The following is a 15761-nucleotide window of genomic DNA, read 5'->3' on the forward strand; positions in this document are numbered from 1 at the left end:
CCTCACTCCCCCTTGAACTGTGGTGTGCGCTTTTCGCGGAATGCCAGCACACCTTCGATGTAGTCGTGCGTGCGCCCCAATGCCGACTGCATGTCGCGCTCAGCGTCGAGCTGCTGGTCCAGCGAGCTGCTGCCAGCCCGCTGCAGCAGCTCGCGCGTTGCCACCAGCGCCTTGGTCGGCATGACGGCCAGACGCTGGGCCAAGGCCAGTGCCGCTGCCACGCAGTCGTCACTCACATCCCAGATCAGGCCCCAATCGCGGGCTTGGACCGCGGTGAGCTTGTCACCGGTCATGGCCAGGGCCATGGCGCGCGCCATCCCCAGGCGCTGCGGCAGCAGCCAGGAGCCCCCGGCATCGGGGATGAGACCAATCTTGCTGAAGGCCTGGATGAAGCTGGCCTGCGGCGTCGCAATCGCGATGTCGCAGGTCATGGCCAGCGAAGCGCCGGCCCCGGCCGCGACCCCGTTGACGGCAGCAATGGTCGGCATGCGCAGTTGCTGCAGCCGCCGCACCGTGGGATTGAAGGCCTGCTCGATCACCGGGCCGGGATTGGCCCGCTCGACCAGATCAGGCCCGGGAGCGAAATCAAATTCAGACAGATCGGCACCGGCACAAAAGCCGCGGCCGGCACCGGTGATGACCAAGGCACGAATGGCCGGATTGGCCTCGGCCCGTTCCAGTGCGGCCCACAGGTCGCGGTGCATCTGGCGCGTGAAGCTGTTCAGCGCTTGGGGCCGATTCAGGGTGGCAATGGCCACCGATCCTTGTTCGGAATAGAGAACAGATAACTCGGCAGTCGACTCAGGCATCAGGCATCCCTCGGGTTGGCGTGACCGAAGCTTCACCGGCTTCGTCAGGCCAATTTAACATCTCCCGACCGATCGGTCGGTTAATGTTTTCCCTTGGTTTTGCCGCAAAAACCCGGTTTTACCGAGCCTTGCAAGTACTCAGGCCAGCGTCACCTTCTTGAACTTGCGCTTGCCGACCTGCAGCACATAAGTACCGGCGCCGAGCTTGAGGCCCTTGTCGCTCACGACATTGGAGTCCACCCGCACGCCGCCGCCATCGATCAGGCGATTGCCCTCGCCACTGGAAGCGGCCAGTCCGGCCTGCTTGAGCAGCGCCCCGATGCCCATCGGCCCGGCTTCGAGCTTGACCGTCTGCTCATCAATCTCGTCGGGCACGCCACCGCGACTGCGGTTGATGAAATCCTGCTCGGCCGCATCCGCCGCCGCCGCCGAATGGAAGCGCGCCGTGATCTCCTTGGCCAGCAGCACCTTGGCTTCCTTCGGGTTGCGTCCCTGCTGGACTTCCTCTTGCAGCTTTTCGATGTCGCTCAGGCTGCGGAAGCTCAACAGGGTGTACCAGCGCCACATCAGTTCATCCGAGATCGACAGCACCTTGGCAAACATGGTGTTGGCGTCCTCGGCAATGCCGATGTAGTTGTTCTTGGACTTCGACATCTTCTCCACACCGTCCAGCCCCTCCAGCAACGGCATGGTCAGGATGCACTGCGGCTCCTGGCCGTACTCGACCTGCAGATGGCGCCCCATCAGAAGATTGAACTTCTGGTCGGTGCCGCCCAGTTCCAGGTCGCTCTTGAGTGCCACGCTGTCATAACCTTGCATCAGCGGGTAGAGGAACTCGTGCACCGAGATCGGGGTGCCGGCCTTGAAGCGGTCGTGGAAGTCGTTGCGCTCCATCATGCGCGCCACGGTGTACTTGGCCGCCAGCTGGATCATGCCCATGGAACCCAGCGGCCGGCACCATTCGCTGTTGTAACGAATCTCCGTCTTCTGCGGATCCAGCACCAGGCTGGCCTGCTTGTAATAGGTCTCGGCATTGGCCTTGATCTGCTCGGGCGTGAGCGGCGGGCGGGTGCTGTTGCGGCCCGACGGATCGCCGATCAGGCTGGTGAAGTCACCGATCAGGAAGATCACCTGGTGCCCCAGATCCTGCAGTTGGCGCATCTTGTTGAGCACCACGGTGTGCCCGATGTGGATGTCCGGCGCGGTCGGGTCCAGCCCGAGCTTGATGCGCAGCGGCTGGCCGGTGGCCTCGGCACGCGCCAGCTTCTGAACCCAGTCGGCCTCGGGAATCAGCTCGTCGCAGCCCCGCAGGGTCACCGCCAAGGCCTCCCGGACACGGTCGGTTACAGGAAATTTCGATGCGGAGGCTTGATTCATAAGGGTTTTTCCAGATGCCAGGGGGTCGGGGCCAGCTATACTAGCCGCTTGCCATTGCGCAGGATTTTAAGTGCGCAATGTCCGCTGGCCGCGGCGCCCTCAAGCCCCTGCCGCACCATCATCTTTGGGTTGTCTTTTGAAAAACGGTTTCATGGCCGCTGGAAGCGACTTTTTGACTATTGCAGGTCACTGGGTTGAGCACCACCCCAAGCGGGTGATGGGCGCCGTCGCTGCAGCACTGCTGCTCGGTGGCGGTGGCGCTTATGCAGTGGCTTCGGCCGTGGTGTCGCTGGGTCCGGATGCAGAGCAATTGCCGGTGCGCGAAGTTCGTGAGGCCGTCTCCCCCCTGGCTCTGGAGCCCCAGTCCGAAGCGCTGGACCTGCACCGCTTCCGCCTGTTCCGCTCTGACATTACCCGCTCCACCGATACGGCAGACACCCTGCTCAAGCGCTTGGGCATCAACGACCCGGCGGCGGCGGCCTTCTTGCGTGCCGATGACAATGTCCAGAAAACGCTGCTCGGCCGCGTTGGCCGCAGTGTCACGGCCGAAGCCACGGATACCAATACCCTGCTCAAGCTCAGTGCACGCTGGAGCCCGGAGGACGATGGCCGCTTTACGCGCCTGGTGATCGAAAAGCAGGGTGCAACGTTTGTCTCAAAGCTCGAAACCGCCCCGCTGACCGCCTCGACCCGCATCGCCAGTGGCGTCATCCGCACCTCGCTGTTTGCCGCCACCGATGATGCCCGCATTCCGGACGCCATTGCCATTCAAGTGGCCGAGATCTTCTCCGGTGACATCGACTTCCATCGCTCGCTGCGCAAGGGCGACCGCTTCTCCGTGGTTTACGAAACACTGGAGGGTGATGGCGAACCGCTGCGTGCCGGCCGCGTGCTGAGCGCCGAGTTCGTCAATGGCGGCAAGACCTACCAGGCCATGTGGTTCCAGGAACCCGACACGCATGCGGCGCTCCCGCAGGAGCAGGGCCGCGCCACCCACAACCTGACCAGGGGGGGCTACTACACGCTCGACGGTCAGAGCCTGCGACGCACCTACCTCGCATCTCCGCTGGAATTCTCGCGCGTCACCAGCGGCTTCAAGATGCGGTTTCATCCCATTCTGCAGCAATGGCGTGCCCATCTGGGGGTCGACTATGCGGCGCCCACCGGAACACCGGTACGCAGCGTTGGCGATGGCGTGGTCGAATTCGCCGGTGTCCAGAACGGGTTTGGCAACGTGGTCTTCATCAAACACCGCAACAGCCACACCACGGTCTATGCCCACCTGAGCCGCATCAGCGTCAAACGCGGCCAAACCGTCAACCAGGGCCAGAACATTGGCGCAACCGGCGCCACAGGGTGGGCCACCGGCCCGCATCTGCACTTTGAATTCCGCGTCAATGGCCAGCACCAGGATCCGCTCACGATTGCGCGTCAGAGTGAAACCATCCCCGTGTCGGCCGCCGCCAAGCCCCTGTTCCTGCGCTCCGCTTCCGCAGTCCGCCAGCAACTGCTGGCAGCAGCCTCCCTGCAGCAGGGTGCTTCGCAGTAAGCAACCTTGCCCCCCGGGTAACCAGCGTGTCGGCGCTCTATATCGGCCTGATGTCCGGGACCTCGCTCGACGGGGTTGACGGCGTCCTTGCCGAATGTGCCGATACGCACACCCGGGTCATCCAGCACGCCCATCTGCCCTTCCCGCCGGACTTGACTGCCGAACTGCTGCAGCTCAACAACCCTGGTGGCCCGGATGAACTGCACCGTGCCGCCCTTGCCGCCAATGCGCTGGCCCGACTTTATGCCGCTGTCGTCGCCGAGTTGCTCGAACGTGCAGCGCTACCCCCAAGCGCCGTCACGGCCATCGGGGCACATGGCCAGACCGTGCGCCACCGCCCAGGCGAGTTTGATGGCACCGGCTACACCTTGCAGCTCAACAGTCCTGCGCTCCTGGCCGAGTTGAGCGGCATTGATGTGGTCGCAGACTTCCGCAGCCGTGATGTGGCGGCCGGCGGCCAAGGTGCGCCCTTGGTGCCCGCCTTCCACCGGGCCATGTTTGCCCAACCCGGACAGACGGTGGCCGTACTCAATGTCGGCGGCATCGCCAACCTCTCGGTGCTGCGCGACGATGTCGTACTCGGCTTCGATTGCGGCCCCGGCAATGCCATGATGGACGCCTGGTGCCGCCAACATACAGGCCAACCCTTCGATGCAGAAGGACGCTGGGCGGCAGCCGGCCAGATTCATGAGCCGCTGCTGCAGGTGCTGCTGCGCGAACCTTATTTCGCCTTGCCACCGCCCAAGAGCACAGGGCGTGATCTGTTCAATCCGTCCTGGCTGGCCAACAAGCTGGCTGGCTTTGAGACTGTGGCACCCGTGGATGTTCAAGCCACGCTGACGGAACTGACCGCCACCGCCTGTGCCGCGGATGTACTGCGTCACGGCGCAGACAGTACACGCCTGATCGTTTGCGGCGGCGGCGCGCTCAACCGCCACCTGATGCAGCGCTTGCAGGCAAGACTGCCCAAGCTCTCGGTTGTTTCCTCGGAACAAGCCGGCTTGCCCGCCCTGCAGGTGGAAGCGGCTGCCTTTGCCTGGTTGGCACGCAAAGCCGTGCTGCGCCAGACAGCCAGCCTGAAAAGCGTCACGGGCGCCCAAGGCGCCCGTGTACTCGGAGCAATCTACCCGGCGTGAGCCGGGCTCTCGCTCAGGTCGAGAAGGAAGAACCGCAACCGCAGGTGGTGGTGGCGTTCGGGTTCTTGATGACGAACTGGGCGCCTTGCAGGTCTTCCTTGTAGTCGATCTCGGCGCCCACCAGATACTGGTAACTCATGGCATCAATCAGCAAAGACACACCATTCTTGGTCATGGTGGTGTCGTCCTCATTGGTCACCTCATCAAAGGTGAAACCATACTGGAAACCGGAACAGCCACCGCCTTGCACAAAGACGCGCAGCTTGAGGTCAGGGTTGCCCTCTTCCGCAATCAGATCTGCCACCTTGGCAGCAGCGCTGTCGGTGAACAGAATGGGGGCGGGCATCTCGGTTTGAATGTTTTCGGCGACGGCGCTCATGGATGACTCCAAATAGGACGGATTGAGCGAATACTACACAATTTCGCTCAAGAATTCAGTTACTGGTTATTTGCCGCCAATTTCAGTGTGGGCTTTTCCTCGGCCATGTCGACTGGGCGCATCTGCCCGGCAATGATGGCCCCCTGGTGCATCTCCAGCGCGCTGTAATGGATATCGCCCTCAATATGCGCCTTGGGCTGCAATTCGAGCATCAGGCGCGCGTAAACCGGCCCTTTCACCGTGCCATTGATGATGACATGGTCGGCATGGATCTCGCCAATCACCGTGGCCGTTTCCGAAATCACCAGAATGCTGGCCTGATCGGGGTTGGCATTCACATCGCCGATCACCTTGCCATCGACGCGCAAGCCGTCCGAAAAACGCAGGGTGCCGTCAATCTGGCTGCCATCGGCAATCAGGCTACGGATGGGGGGCTGTTTTTTCTTGTTGAACATGTTTGGCACCTCTCTGATGGATTACAACTTGATCGACTGCACTGCCTTGGTCACCGTACCCTCCATGACCTTGGCTGAAATCCCCTTGACCACGGTCTGGGGCGGCAATTCAAACACCCCTTCAAGCCGGCCATACTGGCGGAACTTCAAGGACTGGGCGCCACTTGGCAACGGTGCCGACCACGGCTTGCCACCCTGCAGCCCGGTGAAACTCAACTCCAGACGCCCGTTGAATTCAGGCGCGTTCTTCACCGGCTGGATCACCAGAACTTGCCATTTTAGTTGACGCCCATCCTGCAGCTCCGCCTGCAGGCCCCGAATGGCCAGACTTTCCGCACCGCCTGTCGGAATCAGCTTCTCGAAGAAACCCAGGTCATCCCGCAGGGAGCGGTTTTCACTCTCCAGTTGCTTGTTCTGGACGCTCAGGCGTTCCTGTGCCGCCTTCTCGGCGGTCAGCAAGGTGCTGGACGTATTGGCCACCGACATGGCCTTGTCGCGCTCGTCCTTCATGGCCGACAACTGCTGGCGCGCCGCGCCCAGTTCAGCACGCAACTGCGCAACCTCCTCGGTGCGGCCACCGTCAATGCCGGCAATGTCCTTGCCGAACTCGAACGCCCACAAGCCGATGGCGGCACAAAAACCCAGCACGATGGCGACCAGCGCCCAGCGCAAGGGCCAAGGCATGGCACTGCGCACGGACATGCGCGGTGCGCTGATGGTGAGGCGACGATGGAGCAGACGAAATCTCATGGAAGAGCGAGTCTAGCAGTCCAAAAACACAACAGCCGCCAGAATTTGCATTCGGGCGGCTGCTGGGCTGCAACAAATTGCAGCAGGCGAAACTTCGTGTGAAATTAACGCTTGCTGAACTGCTTGCGACGGCGTGCGGAGTGCAAGCCGACCTTCTTACGTTCGACTTCACGCGCATCGCGCGTGACAAAGCCAGCCTGGCTCAGAGCCGGCTTGAGCGATGCGTCGTAGTCGATCAGGGCACGGGTGATGCCGTGGCGGGTTGCGCCGGCCTGGCCGGACTCACCACCACCTGCCACATTGACCATGATGTCGAAAGATTCGGCATGGTTGGTCAGCATCAGGGGCTGCTTGCAGATCATGATCGAGGTTTGACGACCGAAGAAGTTCTCGATGTCTTTGCCATTGACCGTGATCTTGCCGGTGCCTTTTTTCAGAAACACGCGGGCGACGCTGGATTTGCGACGGCCGGTGCCATTGTTCCATTCACCAATCATCTCAAGGCTCCTTAGATTTCCAACACTTTGGGTTGCTGGGCGGTGTGCGGGTGCTCAGCACCACCGTACACCTTGAGCTTCTTGATCATGGCGTAGCCGAGCGGGCCCTTGGGCAGCATGCCCTTGACGGCCTTTTCCAGCGCGCGGCCGGGATGCTTGGCTTGCATGTCACGGAAATTGGTGGCCGTGATACCGCCCGGGTAACCCGAGTGGCGGTAGTACACCTTGTCCAACGGCTTGGCGCCGGTGACGCGCAGCTGGGCTGCGTTGATGATGACGATGAAGTCACCGGTATCGACGTGAGGCGTGTAAATGGCCTTGTGTTTGCCGCGCAAACGGAGAGCAACTTCGCTGGCTACTCGTCCGAGGACCTTGTCGGTCGCGTCAATCACAAACCACTCGTGCGTCACGTCAGCGGGTTTGGCGCTGAACGTTTTGGTCATGAGTTTTCTCTTCAAAGAGGGTTTGTCGGACTCTTTTCCACGGTCGGCGTTCCTCTGACGGGAATCTCTTAGGTGGGGATTCAAGCTTCGCCGCGGAGTCACGATAGCGCTGCGAAGCCCGCCATTATACAAAAATCGGCGTTTTTGGCCAAATCCGGTCCTCAAGGCCGATTTCCACCGCCCTCCGGGTAGCGCCGGTGGTCCTCAATGCACACCGGCAGCTTCGCATACTCGGGCTTCTGGCATTCCAGGTGGATGCACATGGGGCGCGTGATGAAGTTGCTGTCAGCGCACACTTCGGTCGTAGTTGGCGCCGTCTTGGCGGCCGCCTTGCCCGCCGGTACCGGTGTTGCTTTCTCGACCGGCACCGCCTTGTCGTCCGGACGTGCCGCCGCCTCTTTCGCCTTGCGGGTGCCCGCCGCCCTGGCTGGCGCGGCAACGGGTGCCGTGGCGGCAGCCTCCTCGTTCCGCCGGGGCAGGGCCGGACTGGCCACTGGCGCCGGCTCGGGCGCGGCCACCTGAGGCGCCTGAACCGGCCTGCCTTCTCGCCACCCCCAGTAGGCCAACCCCATCAAGCCCAGCGCAGCCAGCACAAGCCCTGCCGTTTTCTGGCCCGACCAGCGCCCCTGCGTGGCGGCACCTCCAGCGGCCGGCGCATTCAAGGCAGACGGGCGGGTTTCGTCCTCGTCGCCCAAATCCAGGTCCGGCCGCCCGCCATCCAGCAAGATGTCGTCGCGGGCCTGGGTGACCGGCCACTCGTCTTCATTCACGCCTGTCGGCGACGACGTGAGCAAAACATCCGACTGGACACTCGCCAGATCGGCGCCCAGGACGCCCCGCCAGTCGAAGGTCGCCAGATGGTCGGGTGGTACCAGCCCCATTTCATCGATCAGCTGCGCCACACTCTGTGGCCGCTGCGACGGTTGAATTGCCAACGCATGATCAATCGCCTGGATGAACTCAGCCGAATAGTGCTGACCGAAATGCGCCTGCACAGTGGTGGCCACGCTGGCCATCGTCGGCAGGCTGTCGCGCACCACCCGGAAGGTGGCTGGCTGCGGCGGCTCGTTGCGCACGCAACCGTGGATCACGGCCGCCAGCGCATACAGATCAGACCAGGGGCCTGGTTTCAGGTCCTCGACCGAGGCGTACTGTTCGATCGGCGCGTAGTTCACCTTCAGGATGGCGGTGTGCTGGTGCGTCTGGTCGCTGATGGCACGTCGGGCCGCCCCCAGGTCCAGCAGCACGGGCGGCCCGACGTCCTGCAGGAAGATGTTGTCAGGCGAGACATCGCGGTGCACCGTGCCGTGCTCGTGCAGCACGCGCAGTGCCTGGAGAATGGACCACAGCACCGTGCGCAGCCAGGCCTCGGGCGGCGGCGCGGCCATCTGGCAACGCGCCTGCTTCAGGGTGATGCCGCTGTACAGGGGCATCACCATATAGGCGGTGTTGTTGGCTTCCCAGAAACGGTAGACCTTGACCAGGGACGGGTGGTCGAACTGCGCCAGCAACCGCGCCTCGGCAATGAAAGAGGTCAAACCGGACTGGTAAGTCGACTGGTCCGCGGTGGAACGCAAGGCCAGCGACTGGCCGTCCTGCCGGTTCACCAGCGCCGCCGGCATGTACTCCTTGATGGCCACCGGGCGATGCAGGGAGTGGTCGTAGGCACGGTACACCATGCCGAAGCCGCCCACACCCAGCAGCGCCTGCACCTCGAACTCGGCCAGCCGCGTACCGGCCGGCAAGGCATCGACATGCGCCGGTGCGGTCGCAGCGGAAGACAAGGGAGAGGCAGGGGTATCCGTCATGCGGCGGATTCTTGCATGGAATATCACGTGCTGATCTTGCGAAATACAGGCGGCTGTCGCCGCCCTCGTTACCATTGGCACCTATGTTCAGTTACCGCCACGCCTTCCATGCCGGCAATCACGCCGATGTGCTCAAGCACACCGTGCTCATTGCCATGCTTCACCACCTCACCCAAAAGGAGGCGGCCCTGACGGTGCTGGACACCCATGCCGGCGCCGGCCTGTACCGGCTTGACAGCGAGTTCACCGAAACCAGCGGCGAGGCCGCCGATGGCATCCAGCGTCTGCTGAAACCAACCGAGGGCATGACACTGGCACCGGCCCTGCAGGACTACCTCGACCTGGTGGCCAGCTTCAACAGCAAGGGCAACTGGCGCATCTACCCCGGCTCGCCCTTCATCATCCAGCGCCTGCTGCGCGGGCATGACAAGCTCAAGCTGTTCGAACTCCACCCGACCGACACCAAGACGCTGATGGCCAATGTGGAGCAGTTGGAAGCCGGCCGCCAGGTGGCCGTGCTGCGTGAAGACGGCTTCGAGGGCATCCGCAAATTCCTGCCGCCGCCTGCGCGCCGTGCCCTGGTGCTGTGCGACCCGAGCTACGAGCTCAAGAACGACTATGCGCGTGTTGCCGCCATGGCAACCGAGGCGCTCAAACGTTTTCCCACCGGCACCTATGCCATCTGGTACCCCATCATCCCGCGCCCCGAAGCGCACGACCTGCCACGCAAGCTCAAGACCCTGGCCACCAAGGCCGGCAAGAGCTGGCTCCACGCCACGCTGACGGTCAAATCGAGCAAGCTGGTGGCCGATGTGCAAGGCGAGACCAAGCGCCCCGGCCTGCCGGCCAGCGGCATGTTTGTCATCAACCCGACGCACACACTCAAGCCCGCCTTGCAGGCGGCGCTGCCGCAAATGGTGACCCTGCTGGCGCAGGACCGCCACGCCGCCTTCACGCTCGACGCCGGGGGTTAACCCCAATCGAATTAACCGACCGGTCGGTCGGTTAATTGACTATACTGCCCCTCAATCGGCGCCCAAAGACTCGGCGCGCCGCAGGAGAACTGCATGTATACACAAGCGCTCGACCTACCCGAAGGTTCAAACGGCAAGACGGCCGCCCCGGCCAGCCATGAAGCCGGCCCCATGGCCCGCTTCGAGGCCTGCATCGATGCCGACGGCCGCATCGAACCGCAGGACTGGATGCCCGAGGCCTACCGCAAGACCCTGGTGCGCCAGATCAGCCAGCACGCACACAGCGAAATCATCGGCATGCAGCCCGAGGGCAACTGGATCTCGCGCGCGCCCTCGCTCAAGCGCAAGGCAATCCTGATCGCCAAGGTGCAGGACGAAGGCGGCCACGGCCTCTACCTCTACAGCGCGGCCGAGACGCTGGGCACTTCGCGCGACCAGCTGCTCGACGGTCTGCACAGCGGCCGCGCCAAGTACAGCTCGATCTTCAACTACCCGACGCTGAACTGGGCCGACGTCGGCGTGATCGGCTGGCTGGTCGACGGCGCGGCCATCATGAACCAGATTCCCTTGTGCCGCTGCTCCTACGGCCCCTATGCACGCGCGATGATCCGCATCTGCAAGGAAGAAAGCTTCCACCAGCGCCAGGGCTACGAGGCCCTGCTGGCCATGATGCAAGGCACACCGGCGCAACGTGCGCTGGTGCAGGACGCGGTGAACCGCTGGTGGTGGCCGGTGCTGGCCATGTTCGGCCCGCCCGATGCCGACAGCCAACACAGCGGCCAGAGCATGCGCTGGGGCATCAAACGCATCAGCAACGACGACCTGCGCCAGCGTTTCGTCGACGCCACCGTGCCGCAGGCCAAGGTGCTGGGTGTCAGCCTGCCCGATCCCGACTTGGCATGGAATGAAGAACGTCAGCACCACGACTACGGCGCCATCGACTGGGACGAGTTCTGGGCCACGGTCAACGGCAACGGCCCGTGCAACCGCGAGCGCCTGGCCACCCGGGTGAAAGCCCATGACGACGGCCAGTGGGTGCGCGATGCCGCGCTGGCCCATGCCGAGAAACAACAACGCCGCGCCATGAAGGAGGCCGCATGAACACCACGCAAAAAGAATGGCCTCTGTGGGAGGTCTTCATCCGCAGCAAGCAGGGCCTGGAGCACAAGCACTGCGGCAGCCTGCACGCGGTGGACGCCGCACAGGCGTTGCAGATGGCGCGCGACGTCTACACGCGGCGCCAGGAGGGCGTGAGCATCTGGGTCGTGCCCTCCAACGCCATCACCGCCAGCGCACCGGATGACAAGGGCGAGCTGTTCGACCCCTCGGGCGACAAGATCTACCGTCACCCGACCTTCTACCGCATCCCCGACGAAGTGGGCCACATGTGATGAAGGCGCCCGTCGACTACCTGCTGCAACTGGCCGACAGCGCGCTGATCCTCGGCCAGCGCAACGCCGAATGGTGCGGCCACGCCCCGGTGCTGGAGGAAGACATGGCCATGGCCAACGTCAGCCTCGACCTGATCGGCCAGGCGCGCCTGCTCTACCAGCATGCGGCCACACTGCTGAACGCGGCCGCCGGTGATGCCGAAAGCGTCACCGAAGACAGCCTGGCCTACTTCCGCGATGTGCCCGAGTTCCGCAACTACACCTTGCTGGAGCTGCCGCACTTTCCCAGCCGCACCGGCCTGCTGGCGCCCAGCGCCGCGGCGGAGCGCGACTTCGCCACCACCATCGTGCGCAATTTCCTCTACAGCGCCTTCATGGCGCTGCTGTGGGAAGCACTGCAGGCGTCGAAGGACGACGAGCTGGCAGCGATTGCCGCCAAATCGTTGAAAGAAACGCGCTATCACCTGCGCCACAGCCGCGACTGGCTGGTGCGCCTGGGTGACGGCAGCGAGGAATCGCACCAGCGCATGCAGGCCGCGCTGACCCACCTGATGCCCTACACGCAGGAGTTCTGGTTCGCCTCGGTGGCAGAGAGCGCGGCCGCCGCAGATGGCACCGGCGTGCTGCCCACCACCCTGCAGGCCGACTGGGACGCGCTGGTGGACGATGCCCTGCAGGAAGCCACGTTGCAGCGCCCCGCCGCCGCCGGCTTTGTGACGCAAGGCAAATGCGGCCGCCACTCCGAACACCTGGACTATGTGCTGGGCGAGATGCAGGGCCTGGCGCGCCAGCACCCCGGAGCCAGTTGGTGAACCGGCAACAGATCGAAGCCTTGCTGGACGGGATTCCCGACCCGGAGATCCCGGTGGTCAGCATCCGCGAACTCGGGATGCTGCGCGACATCCGTGTGCAGGGCGACGAGGTCGAGATCGTCATCACGCCCACCTACAGCGGCTGCCCGGCGATGGACCAGATCGAGGCCGACATCCGCGCCGCGCTGGCGCCGCTTCCGGTGCGCACCCGCATCACGCGCCAGCTGGCGCCGGCCTGGAGCACCGACTGGATCGGCCCGCAAGCGCGCGAGAAGCTGCGCCGCTACGGCATCGCGCCGCCGCAAGGTGCGGCCGCAACCGAGCAGGTGATTCGCTTCGCCCCGAATATCGCTCCTAAAAAAGGAGCGGCCCGCGCAGATTTGACGGCGCCGTCAGGCCAAAATCATTCCATAAGCTGCCCGCACTGCGGCTCCGTCAACACCATCGAGAGTTCGCACTTCGGCTCCACCGCCTGCAAGTCCCTGTGGCGCTGCCTGGACTGCCGCGAGCCGTTCGACTATTTCAAGCCCTACTGAGCCGAGCACCATGTCGACACCCCACTTCCACGAACTGTTCGTCAAGCAGATCACGCCGCAGGCCGCCGGCGCGGTGGCCGTGACGCTGGCCATTCCGCCCGAGCTGCGCGACGCTTACGCCTTCCAGCCCGGCCAGTTCCTGACGCTGCGCGCCAGCATCCAGGGCGAGGCCGTGCGGCGCAGCTACTCGATCTGCAGCAGCACGCAGCAGCTCACGCGCAGCCAGGAGATCGAGGTCGGCATCAAGCCGGTGGCCGGCGGTGTGTTCTCCAACTGGGCCGTCACGCAACTGCAAGCCGGCGACACGCTCGACGTCATGCCGCCCGATGGCCGCTTCACCTCGCACCTGTCCACCGGTGCGGCCGTGCACCGCGTCGGTTTCGCCGCCGGCTCGGGCATCACGCCGCTGCTCTCGATCATTGCCAGCACGCTGGAGGCCGAACCGGCCTCGCGCTTCACCCTGGCCTACGGCAACCAGCGCGTCGACAGCATCCTGTTCAACGAACGGCTGCAGGACCTGAAGGACCGTTATCCGGCACGCCTGTCGCTGATCCACCTGCTGTCGCGCCAGGCGCAGGACGTGGCGCTGCTCAACGGCCGCATCGATGGCCCCAAGGTCACGGAGCTGGTGGCCACGCTGATCCCGGTCAGCGGTATCGACGAAGCCTTCATCTGCGGCCCCGAGGGCATGATCGAAGCAACCGAGCAGGCCCTGCTGGCCGCCGGCCTGGACAAGGGCCGCATCCGCACCGAGCGCTTTGCCACCGCCGGCAGCCCCGTGCCAGCAACGCGCCCCACGGCGACCAGCAAGGCGGGCGCGGCAGCGCCGATCGCGCTCGACGTGGTGGTGGACGGCAAGACGCACCACCTGGGCATGGGCACGCAGGACAAGTTACTGGACGTGGCGCTGGCCGCCGGCTTGGACCTGCCCTACTCGTGCAAGGGCGGCGTCTGCTGCACCTGCCGCGCCCGCGTGATCGAAGGCAAGGTCGAGATGGAAAAGAACTTCACGCTTGAGCCCTGGGAACTCGACAAGGGTTTCGTGCTGACCTGCCAGGCCCGCGCGCTCACGCCCAAAGTGGTGGTGAGCTACGACGAGCGCTAGACCGGCAAAAAACGCGGCTCAGAGCCCGAGGCGCTGGCAGATCGCCAGCGTCGTAGCGCTCTGGTTCATGCTGTAGAAGTGCAGCGCCGGAGCACCACCGGCACGCAGCTGTTCACACAAGCTGGTCACCACATCCAGACCGAAGTCCTTGATGGACGCCGTGTCGTCGCCATGGGCCTGCAGGCGCAGGCGGATCCAGCGCGGAATCTCGGCGCCGCAGGCGTCGGAAAACCGCATCAGCTGGGTCGAGCTGGTGATGGGCATGATGCCCGGCACCACCGGCACCGTCACACCCAGCGCGTCGGCTTCTTCGACAAAACGGAAGTAGGCATCGGCGTTGTAGAAGTACTGCGTGATGGCCGAGTCGGCACCGGCTTTCACCTTGGTGACGAAGGCCTGCAGGTCGGCCGCCGGCGACTTGGCCTGCGGGTGCACTTCCGGGTAGGCCGCCACCTCGATGTGGAAGTCGTCACCGGTTTCGGCGCGGATGAAGGCCACCAGATCGCTGGCGTACTGGAACTCGCCGCCCATGCCGTAACCACTGGGCAAATCGCCGCGCAAGGTGACCAGGCGCTTGACGCCCATGGCCTTGAGCGTGGCCAGGTTCTCGCGCATGGTGGCGCGGGTGGCGCCGATGCAGGAGATGTGCGAGGCGGCAGCCATGCCTTCAGCCAGGATCTCGCGCACGGCAGCGAAGGTGCCTTCCTGGGTGGAGCCGCCGGCGCCGTAGGTCACCGAGCAGAACTCGGGCTTGAGCGCGTAGAGCTGCTGGCGCACGGCGCGCAGCTTGGCCACGCCTTCGGGCGTCTTGGGCGGGAAAAATTCGATGCTGAGGGGAAGTCGGGTCGGCGCGGTCATGAGGGCCTTCCTTGCGTTTATTTGGTCGCGTGAATGAAAAATTCGCGGTTGCCGTCGCCGCCCTCGATGGGCGAGTCGAACCAGTCCTGCACCGTCAGGCCCAGGGCTTCACAGGCATCGCGCAGGCGCTGCTCGATGAAGGGGTAGAGCGACTCGTCACGCACGATGCCACCCTTGCCAACCTGGCCGGGCTGCAGCTCGAACTGTGGCTTGACCAGCATCAGCAGATGGCCGCCGTCTTTCAGCAACGGCACGATGGCCGGCAGTACCAGCGTCTGCGAGATGAAGGACAGGTCACCCACCAGCAGGTCGAAACCGGCCTCGAACAGCTCGTCGCCTTCGAGCGCATCGGCAATCGCCTCGGCGTCGCGGGCGTTGACCTTCTCGATGCACAACACGCGCGCGTCCTCGCGCAGGCTCGGGTGCAACTGCGCCGAGCCGACATCGATTCCCACCACGCGGGCCGCGCCGTGCTGCAGCAGGCAGTCGGTGAAACCGCCGGTGGACTGACCGACATCCAGGCACATCAGCCCCTGCACGGCCAGCCCTGTGTGCTGGAGTGCTGCTTCAAGCTTCAGGCCGCCACGCGAGACGTAACGGGCTTCCGAATCGTCCAGCAGACGCACCTGCGCCTCGTCCGGCACTTCGTCACCGTTCTTGGCCACGCGCTTCCACACTTCGCCCTGCAGCCACTCCACCCCGCCCGCAATCAGGCGCTGGGCCTGGGAGCGGGTACTGGCGAGTTGCCGATGAACGAGAAGTTGGTCAATGCGCATAGATGAGGCGAGAAGTAACGCCTCGCACACCCACCCCCAGCCGGGAGACACCGCCGGTCCGGCTTTGCCGGACGGCTGGTGTCGCCCCCTTGAGGGGGAGGCGCCG

At 64.3% G+C, this 15761-nt stretch carries 18 protein-coding genes; 8 read left to right on the forward strand and 10 right to left on the reverse strand.

Annotation, left to right across the window (positions count from 1 at the left end):
- Positions 1–2: 2 nt before the first annotated feature.
- Both CDE01S_RS04180 and tyrS read right to left on the reverse strand, forming a co-directional pair.
- A complete protein-coding gene (locus CDE01S_RS04180) occupies positions 3–809 on the reverse strand; it encodes an enoyl-CoA hydratase-related protein (protein ID WP_066704173.1) in 807 nt (268 codons plus the stop codon).
- A gap of 138 nt (positions 810–947) precedes the next feature.
- A complete protein-coding gene (gene tyrS / locus CDE01S_RS04185; protein ID WP_066704175.1) occupies positions 948–2186 on the reverse strand; it encodes a tyrosine--tRNA ligase in 1239 nt (412 codons plus the stop codon).
- A gap of 136 nt (positions 2187–2322) precedes the next feature.
- On the opposite strand from tyrS, the gene CDE01S_RS04190 reads away from it, so the two are divergent.
- Entirely contained in the window at positions 2323–3735 is a 1413-nt protein-coding gene (locus CDE01S_RS04190) for a M23 family metallopeptidase (RefSeq protein WP_439648663.1), read from the forward strand.
- Positions 3736–3761: 26 nt separating this feature from the next.
- On the forward strand, positions 3762–4871 hold the full coding sequence (locus CDE01S_RS04195; protein ID WP_084382707.1) for an anhydro-N-acetylmuramic acid kinase: 1110 nt from the start codon (positions 3762–3764) through the stop codon (positions 4869–4871).
- Positions 4872–4884: 13 nt separating this feature from the next.
- On the opposite strand, the gene erpA is transcribed toward CDE01S_RS04195, so the two are convergent.
- The 6 genes from erpA to CDE01S_RS04225 form a co-directional block, all read right to left on the reverse strand.
- Entirely contained in the window at positions 4885–5250 is a 366-nt protein-coding gene (erpA, locus tag CDE01S_RS04200) for an iron-sulfur cluster insertion protein ErpA (RefSeq protein ID WP_066704181.1), read from the reverse strand.
- Positions 5251–5309: 59 nt separating this feature from the next.
- A complete protein-coding gene (locus CDE01S_RS04205) occupies positions 5310–5705 on the reverse strand; it encodes a bactofilin family protein (protein ID WP_066704186.1) in 396 nt (131 codons plus the stop codon).
- Positions 5706–5726: 21 nt separating this feature from the next.
- The gene (locus CDE01S_RS04210) at positions 5727–6455 is read right to left on the reverse strand and encodes a DUF6776 family protein (protein WP_066704188.1); all 729 of its coding nucleotides are present in this window, start codon (positions 6453–6455) and stop codon (positions 5727–5729) included.
- Between the two features lie 104 nt (positions 6456–6559).
- Positions 6560–6952, reverse strand: coding sequence for a 30S ribosomal protein S9 (gene rpsI / locus CDE01S_RS04215; protein WP_066704190.1), 393 nt, complete (start codon positions 6950–6952; stop codon positions 6560–6562).
- 11 nt (positions 6953–6963) lie between these two features.
- Positions 6964–7395 carry a 50S ribosomal protein L13 gene (rplM, locus tag CDE01S_RS04220; protein ID WP_066704192.1) on the reverse strand — a complete coding sequence of 144 codons (432 nt, stop codon included), beginning with the start codon at positions 7393–7395 and terminating at the stop codon, positions 6964–6966.
- A gap of 161 nt (positions 7396–7556) precedes the next feature.
- The gene (locus tag CDE01S_RS04225; RefSeq protein ID WP_066704195.1) at positions 7557–9203 is read right to left on the reverse strand and encodes a serine/threonine protein kinase; all 1647 of its coding nucleotides are present in this window, start codon (positions 9201–9203) and stop codon (positions 7557–7559) included.
- A gap of 83 nt (positions 9204–9286) precedes the next feature.
- On the opposite strand from CDE01S_RS04225, the gene CDE01S_RS04230 reads away from it, so the two are divergent.
- The 6 genes from CDE01S_RS04230 to paaE all read left to right on the forward strand — a co-directional run bounded on the left by CDE01S_RS04230 (position 9287) and on the right by paaE (position 14021).
- The gene (locus tag CDE01S_RS04230; protein ID WP_066704200.1) at positions 9287–10177 is read left to right on the forward strand and encodes a 23S rRNA (adenine(2030)-N(6))-methyltransferase RlmJ; all 891 of its coding nucleotides are present in this window, start codon (positions 9287–9289) and stop codon (positions 10175–10177) included.
- Positions 10178–10270: 93 nt separating this feature from the next.
- Entirely contained in the window at positions 10271–11278 is a 1008-nt protein-coding gene (gene paaA / locus CDE01S_RS04235) for a 1,2-phenylacetyl-CoA epoxidase subunit PaaA (protein WP_066704201.1), read from the forward strand.
- On the forward strand, positions 11275–11568 hold the full coding sequence (gene paaB, locus CDE01S_RS04240) for a 1,2-phenylacetyl-CoA epoxidase subunit PaaB (RefSeq protein ID WP_066704208.1): 294 nt from the start codon (positions 11275–11277) through the stop codon (positions 11566–11568). The genes paaA and paaB overlap by 4 nt, the downstream gene beginning before the upstream one ends.
- Positions 11568–12380, forward strand: coding sequence for a 1,2-phenylacetyl-CoA epoxidase subunit PaaC (paaC, locus tag CDE01S_RS04245; RefSeq protein ID WP_066704211.1), 813 nt, complete (start codon positions 11568–11570; stop codon positions 12378–12380). Before paaB ends, paaC begins: the two co-directional genes overlap by 1 nt.
- A complete protein-coding gene (paaD, locus tag CDE01S_RS04250; protein WP_084382709.1) occupies positions 12296–12916 on the forward strand; it encodes a 1,2-phenylacetyl-CoA epoxidase subunit PaaD in 621 nt (206 codons plus the stop codon). The genes paaC and paaD overlap by 85 nt, the downstream gene beginning before the upstream one ends.
- A 10-nt stretch (positions 12917–12926) precedes the next feature.
- Positions 12927–14021: a 1,2-phenylacetyl-CoA epoxidase subunit PaaE gene (gene paaE / locus CDE01S_RS04255; protein ID WP_066704215.1), complete on the forward strand. Its 1095-nt coding sequence runs from the start codon at positions 12927–12929 to the stop codon at positions 14019–14021.
- Between the two features lie 18 nt (positions 14022–14039).
- Here paaE and metF read toward each other — a convergent pair whose 3' ends face one another.
- Both metF and CDE01S_RS04265 read right to left on the reverse strand, forming a co-directional pair.
- Positions 14040–14879, reverse strand: a complete 840-nt coding sequence (metF, locus tag CDE01S_RS04260; protein WP_066704216.1) for a methylenetetrahydrofolate reductase [NAD(P)H] — start codon at positions 14877–14879, stop codon at positions 14040–14042.
- 17 nt (positions 14880–14896) lie between these two features.
- A complete protein-coding gene (locus tag CDE01S_RS04265; RefSeq protein ID WP_066704217.1) occupies positions 14897–15655 on the reverse strand; it encodes a TlyA family RNA methyltransferase in 759 nt (252 codons plus the stop codon).
- Between the last annotated feature and the right edge of the window lie 106 nt (positions 15656–15761).

The organism is Curvibacter delicatus NBRC 14919, assembly GCF_001592265.1.
GTDB classification, from domain to species: domain Bacteria; phylum Pseudomonadota; class Gammaproteobacteria; order Burkholderiales; family Burkholderiaceae_C; genus Hylemonella; species Hylemonella delicata.